Origin of the sequence: Micromonospora sp. NBC_00362, assembly GCF_026342155.1 — a bacterium.
In the GTDB taxonomy this organism is placed as follows: domain Bacteria; phylum Actinomycetota; class Actinomycetes; order Mycobacteriales; family Micromonosporaceae; genus Micromonospora; species Micromonospora hortensis.
In genome coordinates this window covers 1,778,350-1,797,985 of the sequence record NZ_JAPENH010000001.1, presented here as the reverse complement: position 1 = coordinate 1,797,985, position 19,636 = coordinate 1,778,350, and the positions used below count along the sequence as shown (strand labels likewise).

Sequence of the window (19,636 nt, the reverse complement as noted above, 5' to 3'; positions counted from 1 at the left end):
GGGGCGGCGATCACCGCCGACGCGGTGTGATCAGCCCCGACTCGTACGCCCACACGACCAGCTGGGCCCGGTCACGGCAGTGCAGCTTGGTCATCGCCCTGTTGACGTGTGTCTTGGCGGTCAGCGGGCTGATCACCATGCGCGCGGCGATCTCGTCGTTGGTCAACCCACGGGCGACCAGTTCGACGATCTCCTGCTCCCGGGCGGTCAGCACGTCGCGTCCGGCCGTCGGCACGGCAGGCGGTGGGCCGGCCACGAACTCACTGATCAGTGTGCGGGTGACGGTCGGCGCGAGCAGCGCGTCGCCGCGCGCGACGACGGTGACGGCGTGCAGCAGGTCGGCGGGGTCGGCGTCCTTGAGGAGAAAGCCGCTGGCGCCCGCGCGGAGGGCGGCGAACACATAGGAGTCGAGCCCGTAGTTGGTGAGGATGAGAACGCGGATCGCGGCGAGGTCGGGATCAGCGGTGATGCGCCGGGTGGCTTCGATGCCGTCGAGGCCGGGCATCTGCACGTCCATCAGGACGACGTCCGGGCGCAGACACCGGGACAGGTGGACAGCCGAGGTGCCGTCGGTCGCCTCACCGACGACATTCAGGTGGTCCTCGGCGTCGAGCAGTGCCCGGAAGCCGGCTCGCATCAGCGCCTGGTCGTCGGCGATCAGCACCCGGATCATTCCGACTCCCGTAGCGGGAAGGTGGCCCGTACGGTGAACCCGTGGTCGTCGTGCGCGGCGGTCCGCAGCGTGCCGCCCAGGGCACTGACCCGTTCCCGCATGCCGCGCAGTCCCACGCCCGGGGTCAGCGGCTCAGCCGGCGACGCCTGACCGTCGTCGGTGACCGCGACGGTCAGCCCCGCCGGGGCGTACTCCACCTGGATGTGCGCGGTCGCGGGCCCAGCGTGGCGGGCCACGTTGGTGAGGGCCTCCTGGATGACCCGGTACCCGGCCTGGTCGACCTCGTCGGGCAGGTCCCCGCGCTGGCCGGTGACGGTCACCTGCACCGGTACGCCGACCGCCCGGGTCCGCTCGGCCAGCTCGTCCACCCGGGCCAGCCCGACCCGGTCGCCGTCGGTCGGCGCGCGGAGGACGTCGAGGGTCGTGCGGAGTTCCCGCATCGCGGCGCCGCTGGCCTCCTGGATCGCCAGCAGCGTGGCCGACGGCTCCTCGCCGTGTTTGCGGGCCAGGTGCACGGCGATCCCCGCCTGCACCTTGATCACCGAGATGCTGTGGGTCAGGGAGTCGTGCAGGTCGCGGGCGATGCGCAGCCGCTCCTCCCCGGCGCGCCGCAACGCCATCTCCTCGCGGGTGCGTTCGGCCTCGAAGGCCCGCTGCTCGACCTGCTCCAGGTACGCCCGGCGCTGCCGCGCGACCAGCCCGGCGACGTTGGCCGCCACGAACCAGCCGAGCAGCAAGGCCGTCCGCTCGGCGACCAGTTGACCTGGCCGGTTGGCCGGCGCCATCGAGATGTCGCGGGCCAGGAAGCTACCGAGAAAAGCGAGGCTGGCCACGGCGGCGGCCGACCGGTGTCCCTGCCAGGCGCTGACGTAGACCGCGCAGAGGACGGGGAACGCGGCGGACACCCCGGGGTGCACCCGGACGTGAACGGCCAGCATGGCGACGGTGACCACGCCCAGCGCCACCACCGGGTAGCGCCGGCACGCCGCCAGGGCCACCACAGTGGCCAGGACCAGGGCGACGTCGAGCACCTCGACCGGCGCGGCGTCCGGGGTGAGCACGGCGTTGCCGAGCAGGAGGACGCCGAGGGCGAGACCGCCGAGGGCGTACGGGAGGTCACGGCGCATGGACGCACTGTAGAACGGCCGTCGTCGGTGCAGCATCCCGCGCGCGTGGTACCTGCGGCGTACCACGGTCGCGGTATGAGCGGCAGGGCAAGTGTCTGCGGCGGCACGACGTTTTCCCGGCCCGCCGCCGCAAGCATCGAGCCCATGACATACCGCTTCTTCACCCCCACGCCCCCGAGGGCGGCCACCGGCCGCACCGCGGCGGTCTACCAACAGTTGCGCGACGACTTTCTCGGGCCGTTGCCGACCTTCCAGGCGCTCTCGGCAGTACCGGAGGTGCTGGCCGCGACCTGGGCGCTGATGCGGGAGGCGCTGCTCGCCGGGGACGCGCCCCGGGTCGACCGCGAACTCGTCGCGGCCACGGTGTCCCGGGCCAACCGCTGTCAGTTCTGCGTCGACGCCCACGTGCTGCTGCTGCACGCGCTGGGCGTACCGAAGCTGGCCGAGGCCGTCGCCCGGGGCGAGACGCCCCCCGAGCCGAGGCACGCCGCTCTCGCCGGCTGGGCGCAGGCGAGCCGCAGCCCCAGAGCCGCCGACTGGACCAGCACCCACGGCCCGGAGATCACCGGCACCCTGCTCGCCTTCCACTTCATCAACCGGGTCGTGTCCGCGTTGCTCGACCCCGATCTGCTCCCCGGCGGCCTGCAACGCTCCCCGCTGGTGCGCTCGGTCGGGGGCCGGCTCTACGCCAAGGCGGCCCGGGAGTCGAAGGAGCCCGGCGCAAGCCTTCCGCTCCTCGACGCCGACCCGGCGGCATCACCTCCCGCCTGGGCGGGGGACAGCCCGGTGGGCGTCGCCTACGCGTCGCTGCGCGACGCCGCCGTGCGGGGTGGGGATCTGCTGCTGGGCGACGTGGCGCGCGAGACCGTCACGGCCACCGTGCGCTGGGAGGACGGGCGGTTCCCGGTCCGGCCCGCGGACTGGGCCGTCGACCTGGTCCGGGACGTGCCGGGCGCGGACCGCATCGGGACGCGGATCGCGTTGCTGGCGGCGTTCGCGCCCAGCGCCATCAGCCCGGGCGACGTCGCTCTCTGGCGGCTCTCCCACCCCGCCGACGCCGACCTCGTGCGGTTGGTCGCGTACGGGGCGATCACGGCCACCGATCACGTCGCCCGGGCTCTCGCCTCGGCGCGCCTCTAGGAGGTAGACCGATGCGCAAGGCTCTCGTCATCGTCAGCGCCGTGTTGCTCGTCGCGTTCGCCGTGCAGTTCGTCCTCGCCGCCGTGGGCGGGTTCACCAGACCCGCAGGCGAGGACGCGTACGCGCTGCACAGCGTCAACGGCATGGCGGTCATCCCGATTCTCACAGTGCTCACCGCGGTGTTAGCCGCACTGGCGAAGGCGCCGGGAAAGGTCATCGGACTGGCGATCCTGCCGATCGGCCTCGTCGTCCTCCAGCCGATCATCGCCATGCTGGCCGAGGCGTCCACCGACGCGTCGGGTGTCAGCACCCCGCTCGGCCTGACCATCGGCGGGTTGCACGCGCTCAACGGAATCATCGCGGTGCACGTCGTGGTCGGCGTCCATCGGGCGGCGCGACAGCTGACCGCCCCGGCTCCCGCCGAAGCGGCCCGGCTGGTCACCCGGGAAGGAGAGCCGGCGTGACCACCGGCTCGCTGCTCGTGGCCGACCTCGTGATCGCGGTCCTCGCGGCCGCCGCCTGGCTGGGCGGTGGCGCCGCGTCCGCCGCCCGCCGCCGCCCGCTCGCACTGGGACTGGCGGCGGTCGCGCTGCTCGCCACGCTCACCCGCGCGATCACGATCACCGCCCTCGCCCGCGCCGGCTGGTGGTTCGCCGCGGAGAAGGTCCTCATCGCGGCCCCACTGTCGCTCGCGGCGGTGGGCGTCGCCGGTCCGCGGTTGCTGCGGGCCCCGGGTGACATCCGGGCCGTCGCGGTTCCGCTGCTCTTCGCCGGGTACGCCACGAGCAGCGCCCTGCTCCTGACGGTCCTGCACGGCTATCCGGCGTCGGCAGGGGCGGGGCTGCTCGCGGTCGCCGGGGTCGTGGCGGCGACGGTGATCTCGGCGCGTGCGCTCGGTGCCCGCCCGTCCCGGACGGTGTCCCGGGTGGCCCTCGTGGTGGCGGTCGCGGCGCTGCTGACCGGAACCGGGCTGACCGTCGCCCCGGGCGCCGCGCCCGCCGTACCGCATGATCATGGTCTTGCGGCGGCCCGGATCGCCGACGAACCCACCCGGCGGTTCACCCTGACCGCCGCAACCGCCACCGTGGACGCGGGCGGCCGGAACGTCGCGGCCTGGGCGTTCAACGGACAGGTCCCCGGACCGGAGCTGACCGCCACCGTCGGCGACGTCCTGGAGGTGACGCTGCGCAACCGGGACATCGGGCGCGGGGTCACCCTGCACTGGCACGGGTACGACGTGCCGAACGATCAGGACGGGGTGCCCGGGGTGACGCAGGCGGCGGTGCGGCCCGGGCAGGAGTTCGTCTACCGGTTCCGCGCCGACCAGGCCGGCACGTACTGGTACCACACGCATTCGGCCTCCGACGTCGGCGTGCGGATGGGTCTCTACGGGGTGCTGGTGGTGCGACCGGGCCCGGTGACCGGCCTCGACGTCACAGTGCCGGTGCACACCCTGGCGGGCCGTCCGTTGCCCGCGCCGAGAGTGGAGAAGCTCGACGCCGGCGTGCCGGTGCGGTTGCGGTTAATCAACACCGACAGCACGACGCACCGGTACGCGGTGGCCGGGACCGCGTTCCGGGTGGCCGCGATCGACGGCGTCGACCTGCGCGGCCCGACGCCGCTGGTGGACACCGCCGTGCTGATCCCGGCCGGGGGCCGCTACGACCTGGTCTTCGACGCGCCGGCGACCCCGGTGGCGCTGTTCGTCGACGGGCGGACGGTCTACTCGACCGGCCCGGTGTCGACGGCGACCGGCGCCTGGCCGGTGCTCGATCCGCTCGGCTACGGCGCGACCGCCCCGGTGCCCTGGTCCCGGTTCGACAAGACGTTCACCCTCGTCCTCGATCGCGGCCTCGACCTGCGCGGACTGCTACCCCGGTACGCCCACACCGTCAACGGCGCGGCCGACCCGGACATCCCGCCGCAGGTCGTACGCCTGGGCGACGTCGTACGGTTCACCATCGTCAACAGGTCGCAGGTCGTGCACCCGTGGCACCTGCACGGCCACCACGTCCTGGTGCTGGCCCGCGATGGCGAGCCGGTGGCCGGGAGCCCGCTGTGGCTGGACTCCTTCGACGTCCGTCCAGGCGAGGTGTGGGAGGTGGCGTTCCGGGCCGACAACCCGGGGATGTGGGCCAATCACTGCCACAACCTGGCGCACGCCGATGCCGGGATGACGCTGCATCTCATGTACTCGTGATCACGGAGGCCTGTAGTTTTCTGTCATGACCGATGACACCTTCCGTTCGGTGGCGATCGAGCGCACCAGCCTGGGCAACTACGTCGTGCGGAACTCCCGTGGCGGGTCGGTGTCGTTGGGCACGGGCGAGGACGGCAGTTTCACGCCGGTGGAGTTGCTGCTGGCCGCCATCGGCGGCTGCACCGCTGTCGACGTGGACCACATCACCAGTCGTCGTGCCGAGCCGAGCGGGTTCGCCGTCGCCGTCACCGGTGACAAGATCCGCGACGAGGCCGGCGGAAACCGGATGCGGAACCTGCGGGTCGAGTTCACAGTCACGTTCCCCGAGGGTGCGGAGGGCGACGCGGCCCGCGCGGCGCTGCCCCGGTCGTTGCAGCAGTCGCACGATCGGTTGTGCACTGTCTCCCGTACCGTCGAGCTCGGCACTCCCGTCGCGATCGCCGAGGGCCCCGCGCCCACCGGAGATTGACCGGCGCTGAGCACTGCTACTCAGGCCTGTGCGGTTCGTTGGTGTGAGGGTGACGGCATGCGTCGACTACTGGTGCCACTGCTGATCGTCCTCACCGCGGTGGTGGCCTGCGCCGACCCGAACGCCCAGCCACGTCGCTCGGACCCGACGGTCGCGGAGCCGGCGCCCACCGAGCTGCTCGCCGACGGCAGCGCGCCCTGGGCCGACCTGAAGATCACCGGCGAGGACCTCAACGGCCGCCCCGCCGCGCCGAGAACGCCGGCCGCCGGCAGCGAACCGTGCCGGGCAGAGCAGCTGACCGGCCGGCTCACCACCTGGACGCGGCCCGGCACCGGCGGTGAGACGCCTCGGGGTTTCGACGCCGCCATCGGCAAGCTCATCGGCGAGGTGGACGTGCGGAACTCGTCGACTGTCGAGTGCACGCTGCAGGGCGAGGTACCCACGACCATGCTCGCCGACGGCCGTGAGATCCCGATGCTCTACACCCACGGCATCGACGAGGAGGGCCGCAGCCGGGTGGTCGCCGTGCCGGCCGGCGGCAACGCCAGCCTGCGCCTGGACTGGTCCGGGCCGTTCTGTCAGCCCGTGAAGGGGTCGTTGGAGCTCGCGATCGAGCTGCCGCACGACGGCGGCAGGTTGCGCGCACCGGTCACCGCCGACGAGCGTCCGGGCTGTCCGCAGGGGGAGAGGGTGCACCCCCGCGCGCGGGGGACGCTGTCCGCGAGCGGGTTCACCGAGCCGGTGACGGTGTCGAAGCCCCCGTCCTCGCCGCTCGAGAAGCTCACCGTCGCTGTTCAGGGGCCGACGACCGCCGCCGCCGGGTCGCGGCTCTCCTTCCGGGTGACGCTGGGCAACCCGACCGGCGGCCCCCTCGTGCTGGACCCGTGCCCGGGCTACCTGATGGAACGGTTCTCTCTCGGCGACGCGACGAACGACGCGGTGAACTCGGCCCAGCTGTACCGGCTGAACTGCCGCGCGCTCCCGCAGATCCCCGCCGGCGACAGTGCCGTGTTCGAAATGGTCGCCGAGGTGCCGGCCTCGATGCGGGCCGGGCGCGAGCTGAGCGTGACGTGGAAGCTCTATCTGCCGCACTACGTGCAGCGGGGTAACCAGTTTGGTGTCCTCACCCTCACCGTCGTCTGAGGAAGGTCGCTGCCGGGCCAGCCGCACCGGTGAAGTCGACGTAGGTGAGAACAGGAGATAGATACTGTTGAGTGCATGGGAGCGCTCCCGTACCATACCTGACGCGGCCTGTTAACGTTCACAATCGGTCACCGCGCAGCGACCACCACCAATGCATAGGCCGCCGTCCCGCGAGGAGGGTGCTATATGACCAGATCCAGAGCCACCAATGTTGGTCTGGTTGCGGCCGGCGTCGGCTTACTGGTGTCGTCGACAGTTGTCGGGGCCCTGCCGGCCGGTGCCGCAGCCGAGGGTTGTTCGGTGAACTACGCCGTGTCGTCGCAGTGGCAGGGCGGCTTCGGCGCCAACGTGGCGATCACGAACCTGGGTGACCCGTTGAGCAGTTGGACGCTTACCTGGTCGTACGGCGCCGGTCAGACGGTGACGCAGGCCTGGAACACGTCGCTGACGCAGAGCGGGTCGGCGGTGACGGCGAAGAACGTGAGCTACAACGCTGCGGTCCCGACCAACGGCACTGTGTCGTTCGGGTTCAACGGGTCGTGGACGAGCAGCAATCCAGCACCGACGAGCTTCGCCCTGAACGGTGTCACCTGCACCGGTGACACGACGCCGACCGATCCGCCCACAGATCCGCCCACCGATCCGCCGACCGATCCGCCGACCAACCCGCCGACGTGCAACCTTCCGTCGACGTACCGGTGGTCCTCGACGGGAGCGCTGGCGCAGCCGAAGTCCGGCTGGGTGTCGCTCAAGGACTTCACCGTGGCCCCCTACAACGGCCAGCAACTCGTCTACGCCACCACCCACGACAACGGCACCCGGTGGGGCTCGATGAACTTCGGCCTCTTCACCAACTACTCGCAGATGGCCTCCGCCAGCCAGAACGCGATGAACAACGGGACCGTCGCGCCGTCGCTGTTCTACTTCGCGCCGAAGAACATCTGGGTGCTCGCCTACCAGTGGGGTGGGCCCGCGTTCTCGTACCGGACCTCGACCAACCCGACCAACCCGAACGGCTGGTCCGCGGCACAGACGCTGTTCAGCGGAAGCATCACCGGTTCGGGCACCGGCCCGATCGACCAGGCGGTCATCGGTGACGACCAGAACATGTACCTGTTCTTCGCCGGGGACAACGGCAAGATCTACCGGGCCAGCATGCCGATCGGCAACTTCCCGGGCAGCTTCGGCTCCAACTACACGACCATCATGAGCGACACCACCAACAACCTCTTCGAGGCCGTTCAGGTCTACAAGCTCCAGGGCCAGACCCGCTATCTCATGATCGTCGAGGCGATCGGTTCGCAGGGTCGCTACTTCCGCTCGTTCACGGCCACCAGCCTGGGCGGCTCGTGGACGCCGCAGGCCACCAGCGAGAGCAACCCGTTCGCCGGCAAGGCCAACAGCGGTGCCACCTGGACCAACGACATCAGCCACGGTGAGCTGCTGCGCACCAACGCCGACCAGACGATGACCGTCGACGCCTGCAACCTGCAACTGCTCTACCAGGGCCGTTCCCCCAACTCCGGGGGCGACTACGGCCTGCTGCCGTACCGGCCGGGTCTGCTGACCCTGCAGCGCCCGGTGTGATCACGCTCGACTGACCACCAACGGGCGGGCACGGCATCCTGCCGGGCCCGCCCGCACCACGCCACTCGGGTTCATGGAAGTCGCGGTATCCCGGTCGTCCTGACGCCGCGACCGTCGTGAACGCGAGTCGGCCCCGCACCAAGCGGGGGGTACGACACGCACCATGGGGGCGGCCTGTGGCCGACGAGTTTGGGACGATGCGCCGGTCGACCTACCGACATCACCCGACTCGAAGGGACCCCGCGATGGCAACTGTCATCTCCACGCTGTTCATCTCGGCCGACGGCGTGGCCGAGATCGACCCGGACTGGCACTTCCCGTACTTCGACGAGAACATGGGCCGCGCCGTCACCGAGGACTACGACGCTGCCAACGTGCTGCTCATCGGCCGCGAGACGTACGACAGCTTCGCCGGAGCCTGGCCCGACCGGGAGGCCGCCGGTGGCGAGGACGCGCCGTTCGCCAAGCAACTCGGCGACATGCGCAAGGTCGTCGCCTCGCGCCAGCCCCTGGAGTTCTCCTGGCGCAACTCCGAGCTGATCGACGGGGACCTCATCGACGCCGTCACCGCGCTCAAGGCCGATGCCGACGTCCGGGGAATCCTCATCCCCGGCTCGATCTCCGTGGTGCAGCAACTGCTCGCCGCCGGCCTGGTCGACGAGCTGCGTCTGCTGGTGCATCCGGTGGCCGCGCGCAAGGGCCGCAAGCTGTTCGACGAGGGAGACGCGGCGTACCACCTGCGACTGGTGGCGTCGGAGGCGTTCCCGACCGGCGTCCTTCGCGTGATCTACGCCCCGGGCGCGGCGCCGACTCCGGTCGGATACGACGAGATCAAGGACCAGGTGCCGGCCGGAAACTAGGCGCGCTTCGGGGAAGCAGTCCCGGCGGATCGGGGCCACCGGTGCCCAGTGGTACGCACCGCTGGATTGACCGCCACCGATTCATCCCACACTTCGGACCGGCATTTAGTGAGGGCTATCGATATTGACGATTGGTGGCTGCGGCGACAGGATCTCGGGCACCACCACCCTGATCCCCCTCCTGGGAGGCGCCATGACCCGTCCCCGCCTGCCCCGCCTGCGGGCAGCCACCCGGTTGGCCGCACTCGCCCTCGCCACCGCCGGCGTGCTGCTCACCGTCGCCACCCCGGCCAGCGCCGCCGTGCCCACCGGCCGTTACGTCGCGCTGGGCGACTCGTACACCGCAGGTCCGCTGATCCCGACCCAGGTCGACCTCAACTGCCTACGGTCCAACCGCAACTACCCGTCGTTGGTGGCGGCGTCCGCGGGCTCGTCGTCGTTCGCCGACGTGAGCTGCTCCGGCGCCACCACTGACGACATCCTCTACGGCGGTAGCGGCCAACTGGGCATCACGTTGCCGCCGCAGCTCAACGCGGTCACGTCGAACACGTCGCTGGTGACGGTGCAGATCGGCGGCAACGACATCGGCTTCTCCGGCATCATCGGCGACTGCGCGGAGGCGAGCGTCAGCAGCCCGCTCGGATCTCCGTGCAAGAACCGGTACACCGCCGGAGGTGTCGACCAGTTGCAGGCGCGGATCGTCGCCGCCACGCCGAAGATCACCGCCGTGGTCCAGGCGGTGCGGCAGGCCGCGCCGGGGGCGCGGGTCGTGGTGCTCGGCTATCCGGCGATCCTGCCGGACAGCGGTTACGGCTGCTGGCCGGTCGTTCCGATCGCCTACCAGGACGTGCCGTACCTGCGTGGCGTCGAGAAGTCGCTCAACGCGATGCTGGCCAGCGTCGCGAGCGCCAACGGCGCCACCTACGCCGATGTCTACACCCCGTCGATCGGCCGTGACGCGTGCAAGGGCAGCGGCACCCGGTGGGTCGAAGGTCTGGTGCCGCAGAACTCGGCCGCGCCGTTCCACCCCAACGCCCGAGGTGAGCAGGGCATGGCCACCGCCCTGATCGCCAGGCTGAACAGCTGACCGGGCCGTAGACGGCCGAGCCCGCCCCGCCGGCAGCGGCGGGGCGGGTTTCTCCTGCGGTGCGCCGACGCGGCGCGGTGCCCGGCCTCGCTGTGCTTGAGATCGGGGAGTCCGGGGTACCGAAAGCTATGCCGAATGTGGGGCAAGTCGTCGGAGACCGTTACCGCCTGGTCGAAAGCATCGCCAGCGGCGGAATGGGTGACGTGTGGCGGGCGGTCGACGAAACCCTCGACCGCTGCGTGGCGGTCAAGATGCTGCAACCACGGTTGGTTACCGACGGCGGCTTCGGTGAGCGGTTCCGGCGCGAGGCGCGGGCGATGGCGGCCCTGCGTCACCCGGGTGTCGCCCAGGTCTACGACTACGGTGAGGTGTCCCAGTCCGGAGCGCTGGCCCTCGCCTACATCGTGATGGAGTGCGTGCAGGGGCAGCCCCTGTCGGAGCGGATCGCCAAGGTCGGCCGGCTGGACGTGGCCGAGACGATGTCGATCGCCGCGCAGACCGCCCGTGCGTTGCAGGCCGCGCATGACGCCGGTGTCGTCCACCGTGACGTCAAACCCAGCAATCTGATCATCGAGCCGAACGGGCACGTCGTACTCGTCGATTTCGGTGTTGCGGTGACGCAGGAAGCGGCGAGCCTGACCGGAGCGAACCAGATCGTCGGCACTGCCCTGTACATGGCACCCGAGCAGGTAGCGAAGAACGAGATCACACCGGCGATCGACATCTATGCGCTGGGGGCTGTCGTCTACCACTGCCTTGCCGGTCGGCCGCCGCACGAGGGCGAGAATGCCGTCGCGGTGGCGCTGCGGCATCTCGAAGAGGAACCGTCGCCGCTGCCCGAGGACGTTCCGGCGGAGGTCCGGCGTGTGGTCGCCACCGCGATGGCCAAGGATCCCGCCCACCGCTTTCCGACGGCGGAGGCCATGGCGAGGGCGGCGCAGACGCTCGCGGACCCGTCGGACCACCTGCCGGCCACCGCGACCGGGGCGACCGAGGTCGGGGTGCGAACCGAGGTCACGGCTGCCCGGCGGTCGGCCGTCGGCGGCACTGCGGACCGGGCCGTCACTCCCGGGCCCAGAGCGCTCGCGGTGCTTCTCGGATCGTTGGCCGCCGCGGCTGCCGTCCTGGTGCTCGCCGATCCCATCGGGATCATGCCCGGCCCGACCGGGCGACCGTCGACGCCTCCCGTGGTGCCGCCAGCGGTGTCGCCAACGGTGCCGCCCGAGCGGGAACCGGGCCCCGGCGTCGGCGGCGGTGAACCGGCCACCCGCAGTTCGGCGGGCATGCCGGTCCGGGCGCCCGGCTCTCCGACTCCGACTCCGACGCCGACCCGGGGCGAGGGGACGGTGGATCCGTCGACGCCGTCCGGTGGGAGCACTACGGACGCGCCCGGTCCCACCACGTCCGAGAGCGCTCCCGCCGAGCCGACGAAAGCCCCGACGGCAGCCCCGACAGACGGAACGACAGCGCCGCCGACCTCGGGGACGACGGAGAACCCCGCGGCGGACCCCACCTCGCAACCGTCGGCGGAGGAATCGACGGCCGGAGGAGAGACCGCGGCGCCGCAGGCGTAGCGGACGGCGGTGACGACCATTGTCTCGCGGCTGGACCGTGCCGCAAGAGCCGCCCTTTGCTCTGCACCCGCGGAAGCGCCATGCAGCAGCGGTAGGCCGGTGGTGCCTCGGCGGGTGCAGAGCAAAGGGCACGTCGAGCGGGGCCGGCCCGACGCCGTCATGGACGGTAGGCGGGCGGGAGGTTGCCCGCGCAACGCAGTCTGGCGTGGCGACCGAAGCCGCCACGCCAGTGATGCGATGTGTCAGGAACCAGTCGGGGTCAACTGGTGCGACAGGTGACCGTCGGCCAGTTCCAGTTGCCGTTGGCCATGATCGTTAGGCCGAAGTTGTTGCCGTTGCCGTTCGGCGTCGCGGTGACGGTGCCACTGTTGCCGTTGACGGCGGCGTTCCAACTGTTCTGAACGCTCTGGCCGCCACCGAGGCCGAGGCTGACGACCCAATTGTTGGTGCCGCTGACCGCGACATTGAGGTTGAACCGGTCACCCCACTGCTGGCCGGCGGAGATCGTCGCGTTGCAGTTGCCGGTCCCCGGGTTGCCGGTGGGTGGCGGGGTGGTCGGGTTGCCGCCGCCGCCGGTGCCCTCCCGGACGGTGATGTCGGAGCTTCCGCTGCTCTGGTAACCCTCGGTGGCCATGACCTGGTAGCTGTGGTTGGTGCCGAGGTTCAGGCCGGCCCGGGCCCACGCGTCGAAGTGGTTGGCGGTGGTGATGGTGCCACTCGAGCGCTTCTGCTGACGGACGCTCCAGAACTGGTAGAACGTCTGGTTGCCGTCGATCGACGGGGCGTTGACCCGCTGGCTGCGGAGGATGTCGTAGGTGCCGCCGTCGGTGGTGACAGTGCCCATCCGCTGCGCGCCGCTGCTCGGGTTGTAGGTGCCGAAGTTCTCCACCACGTAGTACTCGATGAGCGGGTTGCGCGTCCATCCGTACAGGGCGAGGTAGGTGTTGTTGTTGCCCGGGTTGTAGCTGCCCGAGTAGGTGACCGTCCGTCGGTTGCCGGTGGCCCAACCCTTGCCGCCGACCCAGTTGTTGGTGCTCCGGTCCCAACTGCTGGTGTACCGGCCGTCGGCGCGCAGCGTCATGCTGGCGTTGCCGCTGTCCTTCCAGAACGAGAAGTAGTACCCGTTGTGCGTGCCGGTGAGGTTCGACGTGAGGGTCCGGTCGGCCTCGGCGTACGCGTTGGTGGCCGTCATCGTGCCGGCGACGGCCACGACGGCGGCGCATGCGGCGCCCAGGAGCAGCCGCATGCGGCCGCGACCTCTCGGTTTGGTGTGGCTGGTGTCGGTCATGGAACTGTTGCCTCCTCTGACGGCTGGCGGGGGCCAGCGGCGCGGTACGCCTCGGCAGGCTGCCGGTGGTCGGGTAAGGGCCACGGCGTCGTACCGCTCGGTGGTGGTGGGCCGGTCGTCCTGCACGACGATCGGAGAAGTGGGTCGTGGTGGCCGGTGCTGACGACAATCGAGCGCCGTCGATGGCGACCGTATTAACCCAGCCGTCGCCTTGTCAACAATTTTCGGAAACAGGGTGGCAACACCGCTGTCGTCACCGGAGCGACATCCATCCAGGTCAGTAGTCGATCAGAGTCCGGAGCCGTCACTGCGGCGTCGCAACACCTGAACATCGGTCGGGGTGGGGGTTGCCGAAAGTTCCGGAGACTTTCCGGACCAGGCGCCCCGGCCGTGCCGAGCGGCGCGGGCAGCCGCTGCCGTTACCCGCGGGGTCAGCGACGCAGCAGGGCGTTGAGCCGGGCGGACTGGCGGGTCAGGTGGTCGCGTTCGGCGAGGTTGGGAGCCTGCTGGGCGGCTTCGGCGTACAGCCGCGCCGCCGTTGCCAGGTCGCCGTCGCGCTCGTGCAGGTACGCCGCCACCGCCGTGTACCGGGGCAGTGCGTCGTCCACCGCCGCGAGTGCCTTCAGCCCGGCCCGGGGGCCGTCGGCCTCACCGACCGCCACCGCGCGGTTGAGTCGGACGACCGGGTTCGCGGTCAGGCGCGCCAGCTCGTCGTACCACTCCACGATCTGCACCCAGTCGGTCTCGGCGGCGGTCGGCGCGTCCGCGTGCAGCGCCGCGATGGCCGCCTGGGCCTGGAACTCACCCAGTTGGTCGCGGGCCAGCGCCGCCTGCAGGATCTCGACGCCCTCGGCGATCGACCGGGTGTCCCATCGGCTGCGGTCCTGCTCGGCGAGCGGCACCAGGCTGCCGTCGGGCCCGGTCCGGGCGGCGCGCCGGGCGTGGTGCAACAGCATGAGGGCGAGCAGCCCCGCCACCTCGGGGTGGTCGATCGCGGCCGCGAGCTGCCGGGTGAGCCGGATGGCCTCGGCGGCGAGGTCCACGTCACCGGAGTAGCCCTCGTTGAAGACCAGGTAGAGGACGCGCAGCACGGTGGCGACGTCACCGGGTCGGTCGAACCGCAGCCCGGACACGGTGCGCTTGGCCCTGCTGATGCGCTGCGCCATGGTCGCCTCGGGCACCAGGTAGGCGTGGGCGATCTGCCGGGTGGTCAGCCCGCCGACGGCGCGCAGCGTGAGCGCGACAGCGGACGACGGCGTCAGCGACGGGTGGGCGCACAGGAAGTAGAGCTGGAGCGTGTCGTCGACCGTGGGGGCCGGCCCTGGCGCCGGTTCGTCGTCGACGAGATCCTCGCGCCGACGGCGAGCGGTGTCGGCTCGGGCCGCGTCGAGGAACCGTCGCCACGCCACAGTGGTCAGCCAGCCCAACGGGTCGCGCGGCGGGTCGGCCGGCCAGACCCGGACCGCCTCGACCAGGGCGTCCTGCACGGCGTCCTCGGCCGCCGCGAAGTCGATTCCGCGGCGGACGAGGATCCCGAGGACGCTCGGCGTGAGGCTGCGCAGCAGCGTCTCGTCCATCGAAGCCGTCACTCAGTGATGGTGGGGGGCTCGCTCAGGAACGGGCGCAGCTCCAGCCACTCGTGGATCGGCTTCCCGCCCGCCCCGGGAGCTGCCGACAGCTCCCCAGCCAGCTCGACGGCCCGGTCGTGACTGTCGACGTCGATCACCATCCAGCCGGCGATGAGATCCTTGGTCTCGGCGAACGGGCCGTCGGTGACCGGCGGGCGGCCCTCGCCGTCGTACCGGACGAACGTCCCCTCCGGGGCGAGGGCCTGGGCGTCGACGAACTCCCCGGTGCCCTCGAGTCGGGCCGCGAAGTCGCGCATGTACTGCACGTGGTCCGAGATCTCCGCTGGCGTCCACTGGTCCATCGGCACGTCGTTCACCGTGGCCGGGGTGCCCCGGTAGTGCTTGAGCAGCAGGTACTTCGCCATCGTGGTGCTCCTCGGTGCTGGCTGCGACCCATTGTGGTCGCGTTCACTGCGGGGACGAAGCCGGTAGGCGCTTCTCGACATCGCTGTCCGGTTTTTTTCCTTCCGCAGGTTAATCTCGGGTGAATCGTCCGCCGTTGGGGCACCTCGGAGGGCACAAAACTTGATTCGTTCCAAAATAGTGAGCTAGTGTTCGTACCCGTGATGTCCGACTTCGAGGCGCAGCTGCGGGCCGTCTCGTTGCGCGTGACCCGGCCCCGGTTGGCGGTGCTCGCGGCGCTGCGCGACCACCCGCACGTCGGCACCGACGCGGTGATCGCGCTGGTCCGCGCGGAGCAGCCCACTGTCTCCCACCAGGCGGTGTACGACGTGCTGCGCGTGCTCACCGACGCCGGCCTGGTGCGGCGCATCCAGCCGGCCGGGGCGACGGCCCGCTACGAGTCCCGGATCGCGGACAACCACCACCATGTCGTGTGCCGCTCCTGCGGCGCCATCGCCGACGTCGACTGCGCCGTCGGTCACGCCCCCTGTCTCACCGCCTCGGGCGACCACGGGTTCACGGTCGACGAGGCGGAGGTCGTCTACTGGGGCACCTGCCCCGACTGCGCGACCGACCGCACGCCCCAGAGATCCGCAAGCTCGGAAGGAAGTACATGAGCGACACCCAGGACAACGGCCCCGTCAGTGCGCAGGGCGTGGACCAGAAGGCAGCGGCCGGCTGCCCGGTCGCGCACGACTCGGTGACCGCGCACGGCAGCGAGAGCGAGAACCCGGCGATCGACTCGCCGACCCCGAAGACCGGTGGTCGCCCGCGCACCAACCGGGACTGGTGGCCCAACCAGCTCGACCTGTCGGTGCTGCACGCCCACTCGTCCAAGGGCAACCCGCTGGGCGAGAACTTCAGCTACGCCAAGGAGTTCGCGAAGCTCGACGTCGAGGCCCTCAAGCGCGACATCGTCGAGGTCCTCACCACCTCGCAGGACTGGTGGCCGGCCGACTTCGGTCACTACGGCGGCCTGATGATCCGGATGAGCTGGCACGCCGCCGGCACGTACCGCATCGAGGACGGCCGCGGCGGCGCCGGCGACGGTGGGCAGCGGTTCGCCCCGCTCAACAGCTGGCCGGACAACGCCAACCTGGACAAGGCCCGCCGGCTGCTCTGGCCGGTCAAGCAGAAGTACGGCCAGCAGATCTCCTGGGCCGACCTGCTCGTGCTCGCCGGCAACGTCGCCCTGGAGTCGATGGGCTTCAAGACCTTCGGCTTCGGCTTCGGTCGCGAGGACGTCTGGGAGCCCGAGGAGATCTTCTGGGGTCCGGAGGACACCTGGCTGGGCGACGAGCGCTACGCCTCCGAGAAGGAGATGGCGGCCGGCGTCGGCTCGACCGAGATGGGGCTCATCTACGTCAACCCGGAGGGCCCGCGCGGTAACGCGGACCCGGCCGCGGCGGCGCACTTCATCCGCGAGACCTTCGGCCGGATGGCGATGAACGACGAGGAGACCGTCGCCCTCATCGCCGGTGGTCACACCTTCGGTAAGACCCACGGTGCCGGCGTCGCCGACAACCACGTGGGCGCGGAGCCCGAGGGCGCTCCGCTGGAGGCGCAGGGCCTGGGTTGGCTGAGCACCCACGGCAGCGGCAAGGGCGCCGACACGATCACCAGTGGTCTCGAGGTGACGTGGACCGACGTGCCGACGCAGTGGAGCAACCGCTTCTTCGAGATCCTCTTCGGCTACGAGTGGGAGCTCACCACCAGCCCCGGCGGTGCGAAGCAGTGGGTCGCCAAGGACGCCGAGGCGATCATCCCGGATCCCTTCGACCCGGCGAAGAAGCACCGGCCGACGATGCTCACGACCGACCTGTCGCTGCGCGTCGACCCGGCGTACGAGAAGATCTCCCGCCGCTTCCTGGAGAACCCCGACCAGTTCGCGCTGGCCTTCGCCAAGGCGTGGTACAAGCTGCTGCACCGCGACATGGGCCCGATCGAGCGCTTCCTCGGACCGTGGGTGGCCGAGCCGCAGCTCTGGCAGGACCCGGTGCCGGCCGTCGACCACGAGCTGGTGGGCGACGCCGACATCACCGCGCTCAAGGCGAAGGTCCTGGAGTCCGGTCTCACGATCGACCAGCTGGTCTCCACCGCCTGGGCCTCTGCCGCGAGCTTCCGGCACACCGACAAGCGCGGCGGCGCCAACGGCGCGCGCATTCGCCTCGAGCCGCAGCGCAGCTGGGAGGTCAACCAGCCCGAGCAGCTGGCCACCGTCCTCACCACCCTTGAGGGCATCCAGCAGGAGTTCAACGCTGCCGGCGGGGCGACCATCTCGCTCGCCGACCTGATCGTGCTGGCCGGTTCGGCCGCCGTCGAGAAGGCGGCGCGGGACGCCGGCGTCGAGGTGACAGTGCCGTTCCGGGCGGGCCGCACCGACGCGACCCAGGAGCAGACCGACACCGATTCCTTCCGGGTCCTCGAGCCGCGCGCCGACGGTTTCCGCAACTACCTGCGCGCTGGCGAGAAGACCCAGCCGGAGGTGCTGCTGGTCGACCGTGCCTACATGCTCAACCTGACCGCGCCCGAGATGACCGTCCTCATCGGCGGCCTGCGCTCCCTCGGTGCCAACGTCGGCGGCAGCCAGCACGGTGTGCTCACCGACCGGCCCGGCGTGCTCAGCAACGACTTCTTCGCCAACCTGCTCTCCCCGGGCACCCGGTGGAGCGCGTCGAAGTCCGACGAGCACGTGTACGAGATCCGCGACCTGGCCACCGATGAGGTGAAGTGGACCGCCACCGCGGTCGACCTCATCTTCGGGTCCAACTCGCAGCTGCGCGCCCTCGCCGAGGTCTACGCCAGCCAGGACGCCCGCGACAAGTTCGTGGCCGACTTCGTGGCCGCCTGGACCAAGGTCATGGAGCTCGACCGGTTCGATCTCGCCTGACAGGTACCACCGACGAGCCCCGGCCGATCCGCACGTGATCGACCGGGGCTCGTCGCCCTTTGCGTGCCGTTCGACGTGGCACCGGCGCCGTCCACCTCGATGTCACCCCGGTGCCATTCCCTTCGCGACGAATCCCATGGATGATTTTCCTGTCTCATTGATCAGCTGGCGGACGGGCCCATCCATGGCAAGGTGTTGACCCTGCCCGGGCGGCGGGCGCGGACCTAGTCACGCAGGGAGTCAACGTGGCCCATCCCGACCTGCAGGCCGAGGACGTGGACCAGCACGCCGAAAGCCCTGCGATACCCCGGCAGCGGGTGGTCCCCGCCCGGCGGTCCCGAGCGGGCGTCGCCGACACCGACACCGTCTGGCGGCCGCTGCGGATCGCGATGATCGGCCAGAAGGGGATACCGGCGACCTACGGCGGGATCGAACGGCACGTGGAGGAGATGGCCAGCCGGCTCGCCAGCTACGGCCACGAGGTCACCGTCTACTGCCGCCGGAGCTACGGCGAGACACCCGCCGACGGCTACCGGGGCGTACGGCTGCGCCAGACCCACACGATCTCGAGTAAACACCTCGACGCCATCGTGCACGCGGCGACCTCGACCATGGCGGCGGTGGCCGCGCGGCCCGACATCGTGCATTACCACGGGCTCGGGCCGGCCCTGGTCGCCCCACTTCCGCGTGCCCTGTCCCGGGCACGCGTGGTGCTGACAGTGCACGGTCTGGACAACCAGCGGAGCAAATGGGGGCTCGCCGCGCGGGCGGTGCTGGGCAGCGCCCACTGGTTCAGCGGGTACGTTCCGCACCAGCGGGTGGCGGTCTCCCAGGGGCTCGCCGCCCACTATGACGCCCGGTTCGGCCGCCCGACGACCTACATCCCCAACGGCGTGAACCCGGCCCGACCGGCGCGGACCCGTCAGATCCAGGACCGGTTCGGGCTGACCCCTGGCGGCTACCTGCTGCTGGTCGGTCGGCTGGTGCCGGAGAAGGCGGCCGACCTGCTGATCCGGGCCTTCCGCCGGACCGAGACCCCGCTGCGCCTGGCGATCGTCGGCGGGTCGTCGTTCACCGACGACTTCGTGGACCGGCTGCGCCGGGAAGCCGGGGCGGACGACAGGATCGTCTTCACCGGGTTCGCCTACGGTGACCTGCTCGCCGAGCTGTACGCCGGTGCCGCCGGCTTCGTTCAACCGTCCCGGTTGGAGGGACTGCCGTTGACGTTGCTGGAGGCCGCCGCGTACGGGCTGCCGGTGGTCGCCAGCGACATCGCGCCGCACGTCGAGGTGCTCACGTCCGACACCGCCGGCGGGCGGTTGTTCCGCGACGGCGACGAGGACGACCTGGTCCGGGTGTTGACGTCGCTGCTCGCCGACCTGCCGGGCGAACGGGCCGGTGCGGTGGCGCTGGGTGAGCGGATCACCAGCAGGTACAGCTGGGACACCGCCGCCCGCGAGTTGGAGCAGCTCTATCTCCGGCTGGCTCCGGAGCCGGGCCGCCGGGGCAGCGCGCGACCCACGGGGGCCGCCGACTGACCGGACGGCGTCGGCCGGTGGGGTGTCGGA

The 19,636-nt window shown here is 71.0% G+C and carries 17 protein-coding genes; 12 read left to right on the top strand and 5 right to left on the bottom strand.

Features of this window, described 5'->3' with window-relative positions; genetic code table 11:
- Positions 1–10: 10 nt before the first annotated feature.
- Together OG992_RS08260 and OG992_RS08255 are read right to left on the bottom strand one after the other, a co-directional pair.
- Positions 11–673 (bottom strand): response regulator transcription factor, encoded by a 663-nt coding sequence (locus tag OG992_RS08260; protein ID WP_266302884.1) that lies wholly within the window; start codon positions 671–673, stop codon positions 11–13.
- A complete protein-coding gene (locus tag OG992_RS08255; RefSeq protein ID WP_266302883.1) occupies positions 670–1,800 on the bottom strand; it encodes a sensor histidine kinase in 1,131 nt (376 codons plus the stop codon). Before OG992_RS08255 ends, OG992_RS08260 begins: the two co-directional genes overlap by 4 nt.
- Positions 1,801–1,944: 144 nt before the next feature.
- On the opposite strand from OG992_RS08255, the gene OG992_RS08250 reads away from it, so the two are divergent.
- From OG992_RS08250 to OG992_RS08210, 9 genes are all read left to right on the top strand, one after another.
- Positions 1,945–2,940 carry a carboxymuconolactone decarboxylase family protein gene (locus OG992_RS08250; protein ID WP_266302882.1) on the top strand — a complete coding sequence of 332 codons (996 nt, stop codon included), beginning with the start codon at positions 1,945–1,947 and terminating at the stop codon, positions 2,938–2,940.
- An 11-nt stretch (positions 2,941–2,951) separates the two neighbouring features.
- Positions 2,952–3,404, top strand: a complete 453-nt coding sequence (locus OG992_RS08245) for a DUF6220 domain-containing protein (protein WP_266302881.1) — start codon at positions 2,952–2,954, stop codon at positions 3,402–3,404.
- Positions 3,401–5,140: a multicopper oxidase family protein gene (locus OG992_RS08240; protein WP_266302880.1), complete on the top strand. Its 1,740-nt coding sequence runs from the start codon at positions 3,401–3,403 to the stop codon at positions 5,138–5,140. Before OG992_RS08245 ends, OG992_RS08240 begins: the two co-directional genes overlap by 4 nt.
- A 25-nt stretch (positions 5,141–5,165) precedes the next feature.
- Positions 5,166–5,609: an OsmC family protein gene (locus OG992_RS08235; RefSeq protein ID WP_266302879.1), complete on the top strand. Its 444-nt coding sequence runs from the start codon at positions 5,166–5,168 to the stop codon at positions 5,607–5,609.
- Positions 5,610–5,666: 57 nt separating this feature from the next.
- Positions 5,667–6,752, top strand: coding sequence for a hypothetical protein (locus tag OG992_RS08230; protein WP_266302878.1), 1,086 nt, complete (start codon positions 5,667–5,669; stop codon positions 6,750–6,752).
- Positions 6,753–6,938: 186 nt separating this feature from the next.
- Entirely contained in the window at positions 6,939–8,339 is a 1,401-nt protein-coding gene (locus OG992_RS08225; RefSeq protein WP_266302877.1) for a non-reducing end alpha-L-arabinofuranosidase family hydrolase, read from the top strand.
- A gap of 245 nt (positions 8,340–8,584) precedes the next feature.
- Positions 8,585–9,199, top strand: coding sequence for a dihydrofolate reductase family protein (locus OG992_RS08220; protein ID WP_266302876.1), 615 nt, complete (start codon positions 8,585–8,587; stop codon positions 9,197–9,199).
- A gap of 193 nt (positions 9,200–9,392) precedes the next feature.
- Positions 9,393–10,286: an SGNH/GDSL hydrolase family protein gene (locus OG992_RS08215; protein ID WP_266302875.1), complete on the top strand. Its 894-nt coding sequence runs from the start codon at positions 9,393–9,395 to the stop codon at positions 10,284–10,286.
- Between the two features lie 128 nt (positions 10,287–10,414).
- On the top strand, positions 10,415–11,860 hold the full coding sequence (locus OG992_RS08210; protein ID WP_266302874.1) for a serine/threonine-protein kinase: 1,446 nt from the start codon (positions 10,415–10,417) through the stop codon (positions 11,858–11,860).
- 259 nt (positions 11,861–12,119) lie between these two features.
- Here OG992_RS08210 and OG992_RS08205 read toward each other — a convergent pair whose 3' ends face one another.
- The 3 genes from OG992_RS08205 to OG992_RS08195 form a co-directional block, all read right to left on the bottom strand.
- Complete coding sequence (locus OG992_RS08205; RefSeq protein WP_266302873.1) at positions 12,120–13,148, bottom strand: glycoside hydrolase family 11 protein; 1,029 nt, start codon at positions 13,146–13,148, stop codon at positions 12,120–12,122.
- 431 nt (positions 13,149–13,579) lie between these two features.
- Entirely contained in the window at positions 13,580–14,725 is a 1,146-nt protein-coding gene (locus OG992_RS08200; RefSeq protein WP_266305176.1) for an RNA polymerase sigma factor, read from the bottom strand.
- Between the two features lie 8 nt (positions 14,726–14,733).
- Complete coding sequence (locus tag OG992_RS08195) at positions 14,734–15,141, bottom strand: YciI family protein (protein ID WP_238685009.1); 408 nt, start codon at positions 15,139–15,141, stop codon at positions 14,734–14,736.
- Positions 15,142–15,339: 198 nt separating this feature from the next.
- Between OG992_RS08195 and OG992_RS08190 the strand changes: the two genes are divergently transcribed.
- From OG992_RS08190 to OG992_RS08180, 3 genes are all read left to right on the top strand, one after another.
- Positions 15,340–15,795, top strand: a complete 456-nt coding sequence (locus OG992_RS08190; protein ID WP_308193682.1) for a Fur family transcriptional regulator — start codon at positions 15,340–15,342, stop codon at positions 15,793–15,795.
- Entirely contained in the window at positions 15,792–18,068 is a 2,277-nt protein-coding gene (gene katG, locus OG992_RS08185) for a catalase/peroxidase HPI (protein ID WP_238685008.1), read from the top strand. Before OG992_RS08190 ends, katG begins: the two co-directional genes overlap by 4 nt.
- Positions 18,069–18,313: 245 nt before the next feature.
- Positions 18,314–19,606, top strand: coding sequence for a glycosyltransferase family 4 protein (locus OG992_RS08180; protein ID WP_238685007.1), 1,293 nt, complete (start codon positions 18,314–18,316; stop codon positions 19,604–19,606).
- Positions 19,607–19,636: the final 30 nt, after the last annotated feature.

What these genes read in the sequence shown, in the direction of transcription:
- OG992_RS08260 (WP_266302884.1), bottom strand. Translation starts at nt 673, where the DNA reads ATGATCCGGGTGCTGATCGCCGACGACCAGGCGCTGATGCGAGCCGGC.
- OG992_RS08255 (WP_266302883.1), bottom strand. Translation starts at nt 1,800, where the DNA reads ATGCGCCGTGACCTCCCGTACGCCCTCGGCGGTCTCGCCCTCGGCGTC.
- OG992_RS08250 (WP_266302882.1), top strand. Translation starts at nt 1,945, where the DNA reads ATGACATACCGCTTCTTCACCCCCACGCCCCCGAGGGCGGCCACCGGC.
- OG992_RS08245 (WP_266302881.1), top strand. Translation starts at nt 2,952, where the DNA reads ATGCGCAAGGCTCTCGTCATCGTCAGCGCCGTGTTGCTCGTCGCGTTC.
- OG992_RS08235 (WP_266302879.1), top strand. Translation starts at nt 5,166, where the DNA reads ATGACCGATGACACCTTCCGTTCGGTGGCGATCGAGCGCACCAGCCTG.
- OG992_RS08230 (WP_266302878.1), top strand. Translation starts at nt 5,667, where the DNA reads ATGCGTCGACTACTGGTGCCACTGCTGATCGTCCTCACCGCGGTGGTG.
- OG992_RS08225 (WP_266302877.1), top strand. Translation starts at nt 6,939, where the DNA reads ATGACCAGATCCAGAGCCACCAATGTTGGTCTGGTTGCGGCCGGCGTC.
- OG992_RS08220 (WP_266302876.1), top strand. Translation starts at nt 8,585, where the DNA reads ATGGCAACTGTCATCTCCACGCTGTTCATCTCGGCCGACGGCGTGGCC.
- OG992_RS08215 (WP_266302875.1), top strand. Translation starts at nt 9,393, where the DNA reads ATGACCCGTCCCCGCCTGCCCCGCCTGCGGGCAGCCACCCGGTTGGCC.
- OG992_RS08210 (WP_266302874.1), top strand. Translation starts at nt 10,415, where the DNA reads ATGCCGAATGTGGGGCAAGTCGTCGGAGACCGTTACCGCCTGGTCGAA.
- OG992_RS08205 (WP_266302873.1), bottom strand. Translation starts at nt 13,148, where the DNA reads ATGACCGACACCAGCCACACCAAACCGAGAGGTCGCGGCCGCATGCGG.
- OG992_RS08200 (WP_266305176.1), bottom strand. Translation starts at nt 14,725, where the DNA reads ATGGACGAGACGCTGCTGCGCAGCCTCACGCCGAGCGTCCTCGGGATC.
- OG992_RS08195 (WP_238685009.1), bottom strand. Translation starts at nt 15,141, where the DNA reads ATGGCGAAGTACCTGCTGCTCAAGCACTACCGGGGCACCCCGGCCACG.
- katG (WP_238685008.1), top strand. Translation starts at nt 15,792, where the DNA reads ATGAGCGACACCCAGGACAACGGCCCCGTCAGTGCGCAGGGCGTGGAC.